This window comes from Flavobacterium algicola (genome assembly GCF_022399565.1).
In the GTDB taxonomy this organism is placed as follows: domain Bacteria; phylum Bacteroidota; class Bacteroidia; order Flavobacteriales; family Flavobacteriaceae; genus Flavobacterium; species Flavobacterium algicola.
The window spans coordinates 1,084,084-1,102,225 of record NZ_JAJTUT010000001.1; the positions used below are offsets into that span (position 1 = coordinate 1,084,084).

The following is an 18,142-nucleotide window of genomic DNA, read 5'->3' on the forward strand; positions in this document are numbered from 1 at the left end:
AACTTTTTTAAAATAGTAACATCAGTAAATGACAACCTTATTCTCTTATAACTTATGTAATCGAAGGGATAGTAATTTTTCTCAAATAATTTAGAAACTGAGCTCAATCAATTCTAAAAATGATGATTAAAACAGATAAATATTTTGTGAAAATATTTTAATAAAGAAATAATTAATTTAAATCAGTTTCGAAAGTATAGATTCAATTATGTTAATTTAACCTACCAAAGTGTATTTAGTCGATAGTAATTGCTTATTATCGATTATATTTAATTTATATTTGTGTACTTTAATGAATTAAATTTTAAATTCTAACTAAAATCCGAATAATTAATTACAGCAACATGCCATATTAGTAATGGATTTAGTTTTGAATTAGCAGATGTTAATGCAACTTAATATATGATTAAAACTTTAAAATTTTGCCAAAATGCTTTTTTTTGCATTATGTTCTTTCTATTTACTATTGCTAAGAGCAATGCTCAATGTACCTATCCTGGAGGCACATCTGTAGAAACTTATAGTTTTTGCGTAGACAATTACAATACAATAACTACAGCATCTGTTACAAGTGGAAAATATGTGACATTGAATGTAATTCAAGGTTTTAATTATACATTTTCAGTAGCGGACATTACTGCATCAGCAAATGAAAATTTAACCTTATATAACGGTAATACAAATAATGCATTAGCATATAATTCAAATACTACTTTTGCTAGCATAACATGGACCGCTACTTTCTCTGGTCAAGTAAAAATACTTTACACAAGTGGTACATGTTCAACAACCGGGACTAGTAGTGGTACAATGAAATTAGTTTTAAATAGCGTGGGTAACACCAAAGACTCTCAAACAACTTTTGGAGTTGATAATTGGATTGGACATATTTATAATCATGTCGCTCCGAGCGATCGTACACCAGGAGGAACAACTTCTCCATCAAGTCCTTCAACTATCATCTCGCCATTCTTACCTGAAAACTATGTCGGTTATTACAATATAAGTACAGAAACCATAGATGAAGATTTTGGAGGTAACCAAGTGTGTTTCCCTGTAATTAGTGATGGCGTTGATAGAGCCAAAATATATACTGAGGTTTTCTCTGTACGATACCGAATGAAATCTACTAGAAAAGCTGGATGTTATTTACTCAATGTCAATGGAGATGACGGTATACGTGTCTATGTCGATGGCGCATTAGTTTTTAGTCAATGGAAGCAACAAGGAAACACCACCTATTGTGATAATATTATTTATCTAAATGGAAACAGTGACATCGTACTCGATTATTATGAACACAGTGGAGGAAATGTGGTTGGGTTAAGCTTAACTCCATTTGGGAGTTCATCGAATATGATAACTAGTACTGCAACTATCAATGTTTGCTCGGGTTCTTCTCCAGGAACCATAAGCGCAAATAATCTACCTACTTGTAGTGGGGGAAGTGGGACAACGTACCAATGGCAAGTATCTACTGACAGCGTTACTTTTACAGATATATCAGGCGCCACAGGACAAAATTACACACCAGCGACGGTATCAACCACAGGAACTGTTATTAAGTACTACCGTCGTAATTTAGTTCCTAAAGTGCCAAATTCTTATGTTTGTGATTTGGCCAGCACCTCTGTCAAAGTTACAACCAGCGGAACAAATTATGTGAGCGCAGGATCACCCAATACTATAGAGTGCATCAACATTGCAATGACGCCAATACAACATTCTACAATAGGGGCAACTGGAATTGGAACGGCAACTGGCCTTCCTAATGGTGCATCTGCATCATGGTCATCTAATGTAATTACTATTAGCGGAAGACCAACAGTTTCAGGAACTTTTAATTACAGCATACCATTAACTGGAGGTTGTGGCACTACAATTTACGCCACAGGTACGATTAAGATCAATCCATATTCTAGAGTTTCATCTATGAATGGTACGAGTCCAATGTGTCTTAATTCAACAAGTACATTTACAGTAAATGAACTAGAATTGGGAGGCGGAACAGGTGTTTGGACTAGTAGAGAACCAGATATAGCTTCGGTAGATCCAACAACGGGAGTAGTTACGGCCTTAAAAGCTGGATATACCGTTATATTTTTTAATATTACAGGTGGTTGTGCAGACAGAGTAACATCAGCTGGACTAAACGTAAGTCCAAACGCGAGAGTAACATCTCTATCTGGGTCAACTACTGCAATGTGTGCAGGTGCTACTACAAAATATATAGCTAACAGTGTTATTTTAAGTGGAGGAACTGCTGTCTGGAGTAGTAGTGATACAAATGTGGCAACTGTAAATTCATCTGGTGAAGTAACCGGTATTGTAGAAGGTTCAGCCGAAATAATATACACCATAACTGGAGGATGTGGAGGTACAGTTGCTGCGCAGAAAACAATCACTATAAATCCTAATGCAAGTATTGCATCATTAAGTGGGCCAAATTCAATATGTATTGCAGAAAATCCACTCTTTAAAGCCGATTCAGTAGTTTTAGGTGGTGGAAGTGGAACATGGAGCTCAAGCAACGGTAATATAGCTTCGGTATCTGGAGGAGGATCAGTAAGAGGACTATCCGCTGGTACTACAACCATAACTTACACCATCTCTGGAGGTTGTGGTGGAACAGCAACTAAATCGCAGTTACTGACTGTTAATGCGAATGCAAGTATAGCTTCAATTACTGGAGCGAGTACTTTATGCATTAATGAATCTTCTACTTTCGTTACCAATTCAGCAGATTTAGGGGGCGGTACAGGTACTTGGTCAAGTCTTGACCCAAAAATCGCAACTGTCAATGCTACGACTGGGGTAGTTACTGGAATAGCTCCCGGAACAGCTTTGATCAGATATACAATAACTGGAGGCTGTGGGGGTACAGCGGAAAAACAAGCACAACAGTCGGTTATTGTTACTGCGACCACAGTTGGAGGAACTGTTTCGGGGGGCACATCAATATGTTCGGGACAAAATAGCGGCACCTTACAGATCTCCGGACATACTGGTTCAATACTTAAATGGCAATCGTCTGTAAGCCCATTTACTTCATGGGTAGATATTGCAAATACAAATACAACCTATAATGCGACAGCTTTATCACAAACAACTCAATTTAGGGCAGTAGTTCAAAGTGGTAGCTGCAGCTCTGTAGCTGCAAATTATACTACCGTAAATGTCACAACTATTTTGGCTCCAACGATAGGAACTATTACACAACCTGTTTGTTCCTTACCAACAGGAACTGTTATTTTAAACGGTTTACCATCAACTGGAAACTGGAATTTAAAAAGGACGGGGACAACGTTAACAATAACTGGATCAGGACCATCAACCACCATTAGTGGTTTAGCTGCTGGTTCATATGTATTTACGGTGTCTAATGGCACATGTGAATCAACAAATTCACAAACTGTTATTTTTAAAACTATAGAAACAGTCTCTTACAATGGTAGCAACTGGAATGCTGCACCTACACTTGACAAATATGGGATTATTACAGCTAATGGAACAATCTCGGCAGATACAAATTTGTGCTCTTGTACTGTAAACTCGGGAGTAACCGTAACAGTTTCAAAAGGCACTGTTCTACAATTACAAAATCAATTAACAGTTAATGGTACAATGATTTTCGAAGACACATCAAGCTTAGTACAAATCAACGATAATTCGATCAACTCTGGATCAATTAATTACAAAAGAAAAACCACACAAATAACCAATTTTGATTATACTTATTGGTCCTCTCCTATTCTGGGTCAGAAATTGAGCTTATTATCACCAAAAACATTTTATGACAAGTACCATTCGCTAAATGCTGCCGCTAATGCATGGGTGGTAGAAAATAGGGATAATTTAATGACTGTTGGAAAAGGATATATAATTAGGGGTCCTGAGGATCACAAAACTCCTGCTGTTCCTAGTTTCTTTGAAGGTATATTTTCTGGGGTACCTAATAATGGTAAAATTAATGTTACCATTGGAGGAAGTGGTACCACCAATTTAATCGGAAACCCTTATCCATCAGCAATTGACGCAGATGCATTTTTAACAAAGAATGATCTAGTTATAGAAGGAACATTGTATTTCTGGACACACAATACCGCAATTCAATTAGCAAGCAATATTACTAATGGTTCTGCAGGATCAGGTTCACTTGCCTATACATCTGATGATTATGCATCTTATAACAGAACTGGAGGTACGTCTACCGCAGCGCGAAGCAAAACGGGAAGCAGCGCGGGAGTCATACCTACTGGTAATATTGCAGCAGGACAAGGTTTTATGGCAATCGGAAAGTCAAGCGCCAATGCAGAATTTAATAACAGTATGCGTCTTCAAGGTTCTGCAGCTGGTACAATTCCAAATGCGCAATTTTTTAAATCGAACTCAAACAGTAAAGCAACAGCCAAAACATCAACGACCGAATTTACAAAAAACAGATTATGGCTTAACCTTGCCAATGCTGAAGGTGCTTTTAAACAAATATTAATAGGTTACATTACTGATGCAACCAATGAGTATGAATCAGCTTATGACGGAGTGACTTTTAATGCGAACAGTTATGTGAATTTCTACAGTATCAATAATAAATTTCCATTTAGTATTCAAGGACGAGCGATAGCTACCCAAGAATCTGATAGTGTACCTCTAGGATATAGTTCGAATATTGAAGGTGATTTCACAATTGCAATCGATACTACGGACGGAAGTCTCAATAATCAAAATATCTATTTAGAGGACAAGCTTGTAAACTTAAATCATAACTTGAGTGAGAAACTTTACAGTTTCACTACAGCAAAAGGTACATTTGATGACCGTTTTGTAATAAGCTACAGACCAAAATCACCTGAAATTATTAGCGAAATTGACAGCAATACTATCTCGATCTACGTAACACAAGAGAGCACAAAAATAAATATCTATTCGAAGTCTGACCTGATTCGGAATGTCTCCATGTATGACATTGCGGGTAAGTTACTTACTGCTAAAACCGATGTACACAGTTATGAGGTTTCCCTGAACAAAATTGCAAATACAATTCAGGTATTTCTACTAAAAATCAAGCTCGAAAATGGACAAATAGTAACAAAAAAAATTGTGCAGCAAAATAATTAATCAAATGACATTATTAATTTAAAAATAATTACTAATTTTAAATTAAACTAACATAATAGATTGAACATGAGGTCAATTATAATTGTATTTATTTTCTTCATGTCTCAATGTTATGGACAGAGTATTTTTGAGAATTCTATAACCGATCCCTCGCCAACAGTATATCCAGCTTTATTTGACCCATTCACGAGTGGCCAAGTCGTCAATACAAATATAACCGTATCTGGAATAGGAAGAGGAACAGGTCTAAATCAAAATTCAGGTGGTGATAGATATAATGCTAGAGATTGGAACTTTACAAATTTAGACCCAAATGATTATTTTGAATTTATTTTAACGCCGAATACGGGTTATAAAATTAGTTTTACAGCATTTACATATACTGGTCAAGTCTCAGGAACTGGACCAGTTAATTTTTCTTTCCGTTCAAGTATTGATAATTACTCGACTTCAGTAGGATCCCCTACTGCAACAGGAACTACGATAAATTTGACCGCTGCAGCTTTTCAAAACATTACAACTGCCATAACGTTCAGAATTTATGCATGGGGAGGATCTAATGTAACTGGAACCTTTAGTATTAATGACTTCATATATACCGGGGCTGTAGTATGTAATATCAACACACCTACAATTTCCACAATTACGCAGCCTACATGTGCAACACCTACAGGAAGTCTTTCACTTACTAATTTACCAACGGGAACATACGATTTATATCAGAACAATATTTTGCTCGCATCAGCTACTACTGGAACGACTAAAAATATCAGTAATTTGGTGCCAGGTACCTATACTTATTATGTGAAAAATATTTATTGCAGCTCTAATAACTCCGCAACTGCATCTATAAATTCACTGACTACAACTTGGAATGGAAGTTCCTGGTCAAATGGACTACCCGATAGCGATAAAAATATAATATTTTCGGGAAACTACAATTCGGCAGCGAATATCGAAAGCTGCTCTTGTGAAGTTAGTGCTGGCACTACCAATATAAAAAGCGGACATACTTTGACAGTCCAAAATAACATCAAGATTGCTTCGTCAAGCAATTTAATTTTCGAAAATAGTGCCAGCCTTATTCAAATTTCAGACGGTCCACTTACAGCAAATTCCGGAAATATTACCTATAAACGTTTGACTACAGCAGTTGATAAATTTGATTTCACCTACTGGTCTTCACCAGTAAAAAATCAATCATTATATGACGTGTCACCTCTAACATTATATGATAAATTTTTATCATTTAATAATGGGTCATGGCAAGTAGAAAATTCAAGTACTATTATGACGTCAGCAAAGGGATATATTATAAGAGCACCCGAAACTTATCTAATCACTGCACCACCCTCTGTTTACGAAGCTTTATTTAAAGGAGAACCTAACAATGGGATTATCACTCTACCAGTTAACGGTCCAAATTTAGCAAATCTTATTGGAAATCCTTATCCATCACCGCTAAGTGCAGATGCATTTATTATCAAAAATTCGGGAGTTATAGAAGGTACACTTTACTTTTGGACACATAATACCAATCCAGCTATTAACGTTTCAAATCCTGGATCGGGAACATACGCCTATTCATCTGATGATTACGCAACTTACAACATTACAGGAGGTACCGCTACGCAGGCTAATTCGGCTACTACAGCAGGGGCAATAAATACCAGTATACCAACAGGCGAAATAGGAGCAGGTCAATCTTTCTTTACTATTAGTAAAAATGCGGGCACGGCTTTATTCGAAAATGCCATGCGAAAAAAATCATCAAATTTGATGAGCAATGCTCAGTTTTTCAAAAATAATAGTAGTTCAAAAACTACAGTGTCTACTACCAAAAACAGAATATGGTTGAATTTATCAAACAGTACTGGAGCATTTAAACAAATATTGATTGGTTATTTAGAAGGTGCCACCAATGCATATGACTCCTTATATGATGGACCTACTTTTAATGCCAATGCATTTGTAAATTTCTATAGCATCAATGATAACTATAATTACAGTATCCAAGGGAGAGCATTACCGTTTGATGTCACAGACAACGTGCCATTGGGTTACAGCAGCACTGTTGAAGGAAATTTTATTGTGAGCATTGATTATGCTGATGGTTTATTGAAAAACCAAAATGTATATTTAACAGATAAATTGACAGCAACAACACAAGATTTAAGAGAAAGCCCTTATTCTTTTTCTACCGCTGCAGGAACATTTAATGATCGTTTCTCTGTATCATATAACACGGAAAAAGAATCAAAAATGATTGCTACCGAACAGACAAACAACCAAGTTAAAATCGTTGCAGATGAAAATAATATTACGATACAGTCGGACACAGAACTGATAAGAGAAATCATCGTACATGATATTACTGGAAAACTAATTATGTTTCTGTCAAATATTAATAGCATAGAGGTTGCGCTTGTCAAACCTAAAGCCAAAAATCAGATGTTATTATTTAAGATCAAACTCGCAAGTGGGCAAGTAGTGAATAGAAAAATAATTAATTAGTAGAGCAAGATATAATAACCAAGATTTAGCACAATTTATTTTTATATAAAAAAACCGTTTCACGAGTGAAACGGTTTTTTTATATAATTATTTTCCTTTTTGCGAGGCTTCCAAATTTCTTTCGATCTCGTGTCCTGGTCTACTCCATTTTGGTTTTTCACCTAGTGTGGTAAATTGCGACTCTGCAGCTTCTACAGTTTGTGGCTGTGATACCTTTGTAAATGGCTTTTGTGGGTTTAGGCCCAATAAGTCAAACATTTTCATATCATCATCAACATCTGGATTTGGAGTTGTTAGTAATTTATCTCCAGCAAAAATTGAATTAGCACCGGCGAAGAAACACATTGCTTGCCCTTCACGACTCATATTCATTCTTCCCGCAGAAAGTCTTACTTGTGTTTCTGGCATAATGATACGCGTGGTTGCAACCATACGAATCATTTCCCAAATCTCTACTGGTTTCTCTTCTTCCATCGGAGTACCTTCTACTGCTACAAGAGCATTTATAGGCACCGATTCTGGTTGTGGGTTTAAGGTCGAAAGCGCTACTAACATTCCAGCACGATCATCAATACTTTCACCCATTCCTATAATTCCACCACTACAAACGGTTACATTAGTCTTACGTACGTTTTCAATTGTTTGAAGACGGTCTTCAAAACCACGTGTAGAAATTACTTCTTTATAATACTCTTCAGAAGTATCTAAATTGTGGTTGTAAGCATATAAACCGGCTTCTGCCAATCTTTGAGCTTGATTTTCAGTAATCATTCCAAGTGTACAGCAAACTTCCATATCTAGTTTGTTGATCGTACGAACCATCTCTAATACTTGGTCAAATTCTGGACCATCCTTTACGTTTCTCCATGCTGCTCCCATACATACACGAGAGGATCCACCCGACTTTGCACGTAATGCTTGCGCTTTTACCTGACTTACAGTCATCAAATCATTCCCTTCAATATCAGTATGGTAACGTGCCGCTTGAGGACAGTACCCGCAATCTTCAGGACAACCTCCAGTTTTTATTGATAATAATGTTGAAACCTGAACAACATTAGGGTCATGATGTTCTCTATGAATGGATGCGGCTTCATAAAGCAAATCCATTAATGGCTTATTATATATAGCTACGATTTCGTCTTTAGTCCAATTGTGTTTTGTAATACTCATCAATACGATTTTTAATGCTCCAAAAGTAGTCAAATTGTTCGAATGTAGCAATGAAAATGACTAAAAGCAATTTTATGAAACAACTGACCATTTATCATTTAAAGAGCATAATTGTGCCTTTTAAATTTCTATAAAAACTTAAGCCTAGTACCTTTTTAAATTTTGAAATAAATGGACAATATACTTTACTCTATCCCTTCAATGTATGATAATGCTTGCGCTTTATCTACTTCTAGCTGCGATTTCAACAATTCTAATGATTCAAATTTTTGTTCAAGTCGAATGTACTTCAGTATATAAACTGTTAATTCTTGACCGTATAGATCACCTTCATAATCTAAGTAATTTACTTCAATTGACAACTCTTCACCACCAACCGTAGGTCTGAAACCAACATTCATTAATCCGTAAATGATTTTATTTTGTAAAATACTTTTTACAACGTATACACCATTAAGCGGAATCAATTTATAATCTTCACTTATTTGGATATTAGCTGTAGGAAAACCAATAGTTCGTCCCAACTGCTTTCCTGTTACCACCGTACCCGTTAAAAAATAGTCATACCCAAGGAAGTTATTTGCCAGTTGCATATCGCCCTCGTCAATTGCTTTTCTTACTTTGGTTGAACTTACAGAAATAGTGTTAAGCTCTTGAACAGATATCTGTTCTACTTCAAACCCATACTTCTCCCCAAAACCAATTAAATCGTTGATATCTGCAGTTCGGTTTCTACCAAATCGATGATCATGACCAATAATAATTTTTTGAATTCGAAATTGATCTACTAATATACTTGACACAAATTCTTCTGCAGTTAATCTTGAAAAACTTTCATCAAAAGGATGAATAACTAAGTTTTCAATACCAATAGCTTCAAGCAATTTTACTTTTTCAGGAATTGTGTTCAATAATTTAATTTCCGACTTCTCCTGCAGCACCATTCTTGGATGAGGGAAAAAAGTCAGTACCAAACTTTCAAATTCATTCAGCTGTGTACTTTGAATTAATTTATCGAGAATTTTTTTATGACCAATATGCACCCCATCAAATGTGCCAAGTGTCAATATGGTTTTTTTATTAGAACTAAAATCTTTTATAGAATGAAAAATCTTCACTGTAATTGTTTTACGGTTTTGCAAATTTATGGTATCTATTTTAAATGTAACAACTTCGAGAATTGATTTTATACTTTTTTTATAATGGTTTATGCCTTTTTAATATAAGAAAATGAAACCATGAACAATTTACAAGCTGCATTATTTTTGCAAAAGCGAAATCAATGCTAATCATTTACATATAAATGACTTATTTTTGGACTATTATATTCACTAAATACTATGAAAAAATATATTTTAATAACACTATTATTCACAAACTCTCTAATTTCATACTCCCAAAGTAACGCTGCGTGGACAAAGAGAACGCAGACAGTTAACACGATTGTAAGCAAATCAAATGCGGTACAACAAAAAGAATCAGAATTACTGTATCAATTAAATTTGCCAGTAATTAAAGAGGCCCTACTATCATCATCAAGTAAAACATCAAAAACAACCTCTACAATAATCGAAATTCCAAATACAAAAGGAGTTTTAGAAAAATTCGCTGTTTGGGAAGACTCAAATTTTGAACCTGAATTACAAGCCAAATTTGCAGATATTCGTGCCTATAAAGGAATAGGAATTACAGACAAAAGTGCGACCTTAAGTTTAAGTATAGCTCCCAAGGGAATACAAACAATCATTTTAAGACCTGAAACTGGATCTGAATTTATCGAATTATACCCAGAGGATCAGTCCCTTTATATCGTTTTTACAAATAAAGCTAGAGATAAAAGCAGTTTGCCATTAAGTTGCAAAACAGAAGATGTTTTACAAAACAAATCCAAGACTACTCTTTCAGCCAAGACTACATCGAGTACCAAGACTTTTAAAACAATGCGTCTTGCATTATCTTGCACTGCAGAGTATACTGCCTATCATGGAGGTACTACTGCCGGAGCTCTAGCAGCCATGAATGCAACGATGACACGGGTAAATGCAATTTTCAGCAGAGATTTAGCTATAAAGTTAACCTTGATAGCTAATAATGATTTACTAATTTTTACAAATGCAAACACTGACCCTTATTCTAATGCGAGTTCATTGGATAACTGGAGCTTGCAATTGCAGAGAACCTTAACAACACTTATTGGGAATAGCAATTACGATATAGGACATGTTTTTGGAGCAACTGGCGGCGGCGGAAATGCTGGTTGTATTGGTTGCGTGTGTAATAACCCAACAACAGCTGATCCGTATGGTAAAGGTAGCGCCTATACATCACCCGGGGATGACAGACCCGAAGGTGACAGTTTTGATATCGACTTCGTAGCACATGAATTTGGACATCAACTTGGTGCAAACCACACTTACTCCTACGAGATTGAAGGAACAGGAGTAAATATAGAGCCTGGAAGTGGCTCTACAATAATGGGATACGCAGGAGTAACAGATACCTATGATGTTCAGGAGAATTCAGATGATTACTTTTCATTTGCAAGTATTGACCAAATTCAAACTAATCTCAGCACAAAAACTTGTCCCGTAAGCACTTCAATAATAAACAATCCACCTGTAATAGCTGCAGGAAACGATTATACTATTCCAATGGGAACTGCTTTTGTATTAAGTGGAACTGGTACTGATTCTGAAGGTGACACAATAAGTTATTGCTGGGAACAAAATGACTCTGCCTCAAATAGCTCAATTCAAGATAATAGTTTTGCCATTTCTACCAAAACAAACGGACCTTTATTTAGATCATTTAATCCTAGCTCTAGCCCTGTTAGATATATGCCTTCATTAAGCAACGTCATAGCAAATAAACTAATTAGTAATTGGGAATCAGTTTCAGATGTAGCTAGAACCCTAAATTTTGTACTTACAGGTAGAGATAATGCAGCTCTGGGTACAGCGCAGACAGCAAATGACGAAGCAATAATAACTGTCAGCGCAACGGCAGGTCCATTTAAACTGACCTCTCAAAATACAGATGATGTAAGCTGGCTGCAGGGCACCAGCGAAACAATTACTTGGGATGTAAATAATACAAATTCCTTACCGGGATCATCCAATGTAAATATCAAACTCTCTACAGATGGTGGTCTAACGTACACAACCACCCTGGCTTCCAACATTTCTAATAATGGCTCTACAACGATAACAGTACCCAATATAATCGAAAAAAACTGCCGCTTATTAATAGAGCCTACCGACAATATTTATTATGCTTTAAACAGCAAAGCATTTGCTATTGGTTATTCTGTAGAATATACTTGTACAGCTACTGGCTTCTCTACACCATTTGCAATTCCAGAAAGCTCAAATTATACAACAAGGACAATTACTTATCCATCAACTACAGGAGTTACATCAAATATTGAAGTAAATACCAACTTTACGCATACTTATATATCAGATTTACAAATGGACATTATTAGTCCACAAGGTACAATGGTAAATTTATTAAATAGAAGCTGTTCTGACATAAGCGGTACATTAGCATTAACATTTAGTGATTCTGGAAACACATTAGAATGCGGTAAATCTACCTCCCAAATAGTTAGTCCTTATGGTAATTTATCCGATTTCACCAATGAAAACCCAGAAGGTGTTTGGACTTTTCGAGTAAGAGATAATTTCACGAATGATAATGGAACACTAAACAGCGCATCTATAAATATATGCACTAAAAGCTACACCTTAAGACAGCCAACTTTCGGGATTTTGAATCTAGTAGCTTATAAGAATCCTAATAATGGAACATTTACATTATACTTAGAAAGTGACAATACAAACTCTATTCAAATGAGAATTACAGATGTTTTAGGTAAAACGGTACTTACAAGAGAATTTGCAAAGACTTTATTACTTGATGAACAAATTCAAATTCCAAATCCAACTACTGGTGTCTATTTTATGACTGTTACTGCAGGTAATAAAAAAGAGATTCGTAAGATAATGGTATACTAGTGGATATTCTGTCATCAATTTAATACGCAGTTTAGAGAATCATATTTATAACTTTCCCTACTACTTGCTACAGCAGTAAGTAGTAATTAAAAACTTCTACTTAATTTCGAATAGTTGTATGTGGTTAGCCTCAATAGATAAAAAACCATTAATACTACTCTAAATATCCAATTTAGAATACATACAATTAAACCATTTTTCTACCTAACATAAACCAAAAAAAAAGAGCTATCAGTGATGATAGCTCTTTTTTTTTCTGTAAAGAATAATGGTTTTAATCTGCTAAAACAATTATCTTATTATCTTTCATTTCAATAGTCCCAGAAGAAATAGGCAATGTATAAGTTTGATTGTTTACTTTAGTAAATAAAGCTGCTGATTCTTTACTAAATTCAAAACTAGATGCCGTAATACTTACGATTCCTTTTTGAAGAATAGAAACTATTGGTGCGTGATTATTCAAAATTTGAAAACTTCCGTCCACTCCAGGTAAAGTAATCGAAGTTATTTCCCCTTTAAACAAAGACGCTTCTGGTGATACTATTTCTAAAATCATATTTAATTTTTAAGGATCTTGGTTTTAAAATTTGCGAATTTGCACTCTAAATTTCTACACCTAAATCAATTATGCTTCTGCCAACATTTTTTCTCCAGCTTCGATAGCCTCTTCGATAGTACCTTTAAGGTTAAATGCTGATTCTGGCAAGTGATCTAATTCACCGTCAATAATCATATTAAATCCTTTGATAGTATCTTTGATGTCTACTAAAACTCCTTTTAATCCTGTAAACTGCTCAGCTACATGGAAAGGTTGAGATAAGAAACGTTGCACACGACGTGCTCTAGAAACTGCTAATTTATCTTCTTCAGATAATTCTTCCATACCAAGTATCGCAATAATATCTTGCAATTGTTTGTATTTTTGAAGAATTTCTTTCACTCTTTGTGCACAGTCATAATGCTCATCACCAAGAATTTGTGGTGTTAAGATACGAGAAGTAGAATCTAACGGGTCAACCGCTGGATAAATACCTAGCTCAGCAATCTTACGAGACAATACTGTTGTTGCATCAAGGTGAGCAAACGTTGTTGCTGGTGCCGGGTCAGTTAAATCATCCGCAGGTACGTAAACCGCTTGTACAGATGTAATAGATCCTTTATTTGTAGATGTGATACGCTCTTGCATCGCTCCCATTTCTGTAGCTAATGTTGGTTGGTATCCTACCGCAGATGGCATACGACCTAAAAGTGCCGATACCTCTGAACCTGCTTGAGTAAAACGGAAGATATTATCAACGAAAAACAAAACGTCTTTACCTTGATCTGTTCCTGCTCCATCACGGAAATATTCAGCGATAGATAATCCAGATAATGCTACACGAGCACGAGCTCCTGGAGGCTCATTCATTTGTCCGAAAACGAAAGTAGCTTTTGACTCTCTCATTCCAGGTAAATCTACTTTAGACAAATCCCATCCTCCATTTTCCATAGAGTGCATGAATTCCTCACCGTATTTTATAATACCTGACTCTAACATCTCACGAAGCAAGTCATTTCCTTCACGTGTTCTTTCCCCTACTCCTGCGAATACTGAAAGTCCACCGTGACCTTTTGCAATATTGTTGATCAACTCTTGAATCAATACTGTTTTACCTACTCCAGCTCCACCAAACAATCCAATTTTACCCCCTTTTGCGTAAGGCTCAATTAAATCGATTACTTTAATACCTGTAAATAAAACTTCTGACGAAGTTGATAAATCTTCAAATCTTGGTGCTTGACGGTGAATTGACATTCCGTTCTCACCTGTTTTAGGCAATTCTGGTAATCCGTCAATAGCATCTCCAACCACATTAAACAAACGTCCGTAAACATCTGCTCCAATTGGCATTTGGATAGGGTTCCCCGTTCCAACTACTTCATAACCTCTACTCAAACCATCTGTTGAATCCATAGATACGGTACGAACAGTGTTTTCACCAATATGAGATTGTACTTCTAGAATTAATAAAGTTCCGTCTTTTTTTGTGATTTCTAATGAATCATAAATTTTCGGAAGTTCAACATCTTTACCGTTGAAAACTACATCGACTACTGGTCCAATGATTTGCGCAACTTTTCCTATTACTTTTGACATTACTTATGTATTTATTAAATAGCTAATTAGGTTTATGAATTCAATCAATCAAAATCAATTGACTAACTGCTTTTTTCAGAGTGCAAAGATAAATTTTTTAAAACAAAAAATCAATAATTTTTTATATAAAAAAGTTGATTTTTTTGAAGTATCAATTAAAAGACCTTTAAACAGATAGAATTTTGACATTAAAAAAAAACCACCACATTGTAAAATGGGTGGTTTTCAACATTTAAACAGTCAATTATTATGGATTTATTGTAAATGAAGCAAATATTTGTTGTCCAATTGCACCTGCTCCTAGCACTTGTGTGTACTCTTTTCCTCCCAAATTAGCAGCTCCAATTTTTAAAACTGACTTAATAGAAGGAATACTGTAATTCACTTGTGCATCTATAACTGTCGCAGAAGCTATCATTCCGTCAACCATTGAAGACTCCCACAAGTAAGAACTATTCCATCTTCCACTAATATTGAATCCGAAGTTTTTAAATAATTTATCATTTCCTATAGCTAATTTAACTCTATGTTTCGGAGTATTGAATCCAGCTTCAAAACCAGAATTATCTGCTTGATCAAATTTGAATTCCGCAAAGTTATAATTAATAGTAGCATCAAAATTTTGAAAAACTTTTCGAGAAAGACCTAAACCAAAACCAAATGATGAAATTTGCGCTTCTGAGTTAGTATATAATTGATAAGCTCTATTTTGTCTGTTTGTAATTGCAAAAATAGATTTATACGTATCATCAGCACTAGCTGTCAATGCACCAGCAAAATTTACTGTTTCACTTACTGTACCATACAAAGGAGCTTTAACATCTAAACCTCCGATGAAATTATTATATACATTATAATAAGCATTTGCATCAACATAAATTTTATCAACCTGAGAACGGTATCCTATTTCGAATGCCTTTACTTCTTCAGGACGTACTAAATTTGCTTTTGTTACTGTCAATAGAGGAGCTGCAGCCATTTGAGCAGCAACTAGCGCTTGAGGGGTAGTTGGCGCTGCAATTCTAATTGCATCTTCAAAAGCCGTTACAGAAGCTAAAGTATATGAATTGTTATAAGCATTTTCTCCAGTCATCACAACAGTTGTTCCACCAGCATAAAATTGACCTAAACCAGAAGAGTTTGCTACAGGTAGAATCTCAGAAACCTTAGCTAAGTTATCAGGAGCAGAACCGATTAAAATTTTTGACCCTACGTTAAAACCGATATATTGATCTTGAGTTGTAGGGTTTCTAAATCCTGTTTGAAAAGATGCTCTAAAATTATGATTTCTACTTTCTCCTCCAGAATACACTAAGGACAACCTAGGAGATACATTTCCGTCAAAATTCTTAGATTTATCATAACGAGCAGAACCTGTAAACTTCAATCTGTCCTCCATGAATTTTTTGGTAACCTGAGAGTACATACCATACTCATTGTATTTAATAGGAGCGTCAGCATCTGTATAAATACGACCGTGAGAATTTAATTCATACGATCTATAAGAACCTCCTACTTGTACCTCAGCAAATTTTATCTTTTCTTTAAAATTATAATTAGCATCACCATGGTAAATTTTAGAATTGTCTACCAATTTAGAACCAGTAGTAACATCTGCTTCTGCAATTACTTGATTAAAAGCATTGTTAAATGCTGCCGTCCCGGGAAGAAAACGACCTGTATCTGCAATTCCTCTTGCAAAAGCATGAGCAGTAGTTGAATTTCCTGCAGCGACATTAGGCACAGCACCATTTATAGCCTGAGCATAAGCGCCAGCATACTGACCAAACCACTGCGCATCAGATTTCCATTTTTTATTTACATTCAGACCTGTAAATAACATATCATATGATTCACCACCGTCTTCAGTAGTAGTATACCCTCTAATAAAAAAATTATCCCCTTTTATCTCCAGTTTATGCTGTTGCATCGAAAAGTTATTTAAATAATAACGATTCGCACCTTGATAAACTGCGTTACCAAAACCAAATTTACTTTGCCAAATCACTTCTAATTTATCAGTCCCTAAAGGCCTGAAATGAAGAGAAAAATCAACTTTTGTATTACCTGCTTTATTATCAGTCAAATCAGTCTCATTATAACCTGTTCTGGAAACATTTTCATTTGGCAGTGTACTAGCAGCTCCTGCTGACAAAAGGTTACCAGCTACCAAAGATTGACCAACATCGTATATATTAATTGTAGCTTCATCACCATATACATTTATTCCGTCGTAATTCTGGTGACTTCTAGTTCTTCCATCTACCGTCTTATCATCATAATTCGTAGCGTACCAATCCGTACCCTCCATATATGTAAAATTGAACTTTGCTGCAAAATGCTTATCAAAAGCATGCGCCATTCTTATACCAAAATCGTAAAAATCATTTACACCAGCGGCTTTTTGACTTGTTTGACCGTATTTAAAATACGATGAAATACCTTGATGATCAAAAGGGTTTTTACTGTTCATAAACAAAATTCCGTTAAATGCATTCGCACCATATAACGCAGAAGATGCCCCAGGTAAAAGCTCTACACTTTGAACATCGATCTCAGAAACACCTATCATATTCCCTAAAACAAAGTTTAACAATGGAGAGGAATTATCCATGCCGTCCACTAATTGTAAAAATCTAGAATTGGCAACCGAGGCAAAACCACGAGTATTAATAGATTTAAAAGAAAGACTACTTGTATTCATATGTACTTCCTTCATATTCTCTAAACCATCATAAAAAGTAGGAGAAGCAGTTTTTTTAATTTCTCTAATACCCATTCTCTCTACTGTTACAGGTGACTCAAAAATTCTTTCAGGAGTTCTTGAAGCCGAGATAACAATCTCATTCAGCTTTGTATGCTCATCATCCAGAGTGACTGTAGCATTTTGATTATTTGTCGTAAATGTCATTCTATTATTGGTAAAACCTACGCTAGAAAACTCAACAGTCCACGGAAGTTTCTTATTAGATTTCAAGATAAACTTTCCATTACTATCTGTAACAGTACCCGAATTATCACCGACAATTTTAACATTTACACCAAAAAGTCCCTGATTATCGATACCAGTAACTATTCCAGAAATAGAATTCTGAGCAAAACAGATCGTTGTAAATAACAATACCGTAAAAAGCAATTTTATTCTCATAGGTTAATTTTTAAAAATTTACTGATTCTAAGTTAC

General features: G+C 35.3%; 8 protein-coding genes. 3 read left to right on the forward strand and 5 right to left on the reverse strand.

Annotation, left to right across the window (positions count from 1 at the left end; all coding sequences use genetic code 11):
• Positions 1 to 402 precede the first annotated feature (402 nt).
• Together LXH21_RS04695 and LXH21_RS04700 are read left to right on the forward strand one after the other, a co-directional pair.
• The gene (locus LXH21_RS04695) at positions 403 to 5,118 is read left to right on the forward strand and encodes an Ig-like domain-containing protein (protein ID WP_239863069.1); all 4,716 of its coding nucleotides are present in this window, start codon (positions 403 to 405) and stop codon (positions 5,116 to 5,118) included.
• A gap of 66 nt (positions 5,119 to 5,184) precedes the next feature.
• Positions 5,185 to 7,632, forward strand: coding sequence for a hypothetical protein (locus LXH21_RS04700; protein ID WP_239863070.1), 2,448 nt, complete (start codon positions 5,185 to 5,187; stop codon positions 7,630 to 7,632).
• Positions 7,633 to 7,719: 87 nt separating this feature from the next.
• Here the strand turns inward: LXH21_RS04700 and bioB are convergent, their stop codons facing one another.
• Together bioB and LXH21_RS04710 are read right to left on the reverse strand one after the other, a co-directional pair.
• Positions 7,720 to 8,805: a biotin synthase BioB gene (gene bioB / locus LXH21_RS04705; RefSeq protein ID WP_239863071.1), complete on the reverse strand. Its 1,086-nt coding sequence runs from the start codon at positions 8,803 to 8,805 to the stop codon at positions 7,720 to 7,722.
• A gap of 185 nt (positions 8,806 to 8,990) precedes the next feature.
• On the reverse strand, positions 8,991 to 9,923 hold the full coding sequence (locus LXH21_RS04710) for a bifunctional riboflavin kinase/FAD synthetase (protein ID WP_239863072.1): 933 nt from the start codon (positions 9,921 to 9,923) through the stop codon (positions 8,991 to 8,993).
• A gap of 222 nt (positions 9,924 to 10,145) precedes the next feature.
• Here LXH21_RS04710 and LXH21_RS04715 point away from each other — a divergent pair, with 222 nt between their 5' ends.
• Positions 10,146 to 12,821 (forward strand): reprolysin-like metallopeptidase, encoded by a 2,676-nt coding sequence (locus tag LXH21_RS04715; protein WP_239863073.1) that lies wholly within the window; start codon positions 10,146 to 10,148, stop codon positions 12,819 to 12,821.
• A 274-nt stretch (positions 12,822 to 13,095) separates the two neighbouring features.
• Here the strand turns inward: LXH21_RS04715 and LXH21_RS04720 are convergent, their stop codons facing one another.
• The 3 genes from LXH21_RS04720 to LXH21_RS04730 all read right to left on the reverse strand — a co-directional run bounded on the left by LXH21_RS04720 (position 13,096) and on the right by LXH21_RS04730 (position 18,106).
• A complete protein-coding gene (locus LXH21_RS04720; RefSeq protein WP_239863074.1) occupies positions 13,096 to 13,377 on the reverse strand; it encodes a F0F1 ATP synthase subunit epsilon in 282 nt (93 codons plus the stop codon).
• A gap of 69 nt (positions 13,378 to 13,446) precedes the next feature.
• Positions 13,447 to 14,958 carry a F0F1 ATP synthase subunit beta gene (gene atpD, locus LXH21_RS04725; protein WP_239863076.1) on the reverse strand — a complete coding sequence of 504 codons (1,512 nt, stop codon included), beginning with the start codon at positions 14,956 to 14,958 and terminating at the stop codon, positions 13,447 to 13,449.
• A 247-nt stretch (positions 14,959 to 15,205) separates the two neighbouring features.
• A complete protein-coding gene (locus tag LXH21_RS04730) occupies positions 15,206 to 18,106 on the reverse strand; it encodes a TonB-dependent receptor domain-containing protein (RefSeq protein WP_239863077.1) in 2,901 nt (966 codons plus the stop codon).
• Between the last annotated feature and the right edge of the window lie 36 nt (positions 18,107 to 18,142).

Bases quoted from the DNA above. Each gene is read 5' to 3' on its own strand.
- LXH21_RS04695 (WP_239863069.1), top strand. From the start codon at position 403: ATGATTAAAACTTTAAAATTTTGCCAAAATGCTTTTTTTTGCATTATG.
- LXH21_RS04700 (WP_239863070.1), top strand. From the start codon at position 5,185: ATGAGGTCAATTATAATTGTATTTATTTTCTTCATGTCTCAATGTTAT.
- bioB (WP_239863071.1), bottom strand. From the start codon at position 8,805: ATGAGTATTACAAAACACAATTGGACTAAAGACGAAATCGTAGCTATA.
- LXH21_RS04715 (WP_239863073.1), top strand. From the start codon at position 10,146: ATGAAAAAATATATTTTAATAACACTATTATTCACAAACTCTCTAATT.
- LXH21_RS04720 (WP_239863074.1), bottom strand. From the start codon at position 13,377: ATGATTTTAGAAATAGTATCACCAGAAGCGTCTTTGTTTAAAGGGGAA.
- atpD (WP_239863076.1), bottom strand. From the start codon at position 14,958: ATGTCAAAAGTAATAGGAAAAGTTGCGCAAATCATTGGACCAGTAGTC.
- LXH21_RS04730 (WP_239863077.1), bottom strand. From the start codon at position 18,106: ATGAGAATAAAATTGCTTTTTACGGTATTGTTATTTACAACGATCTGT.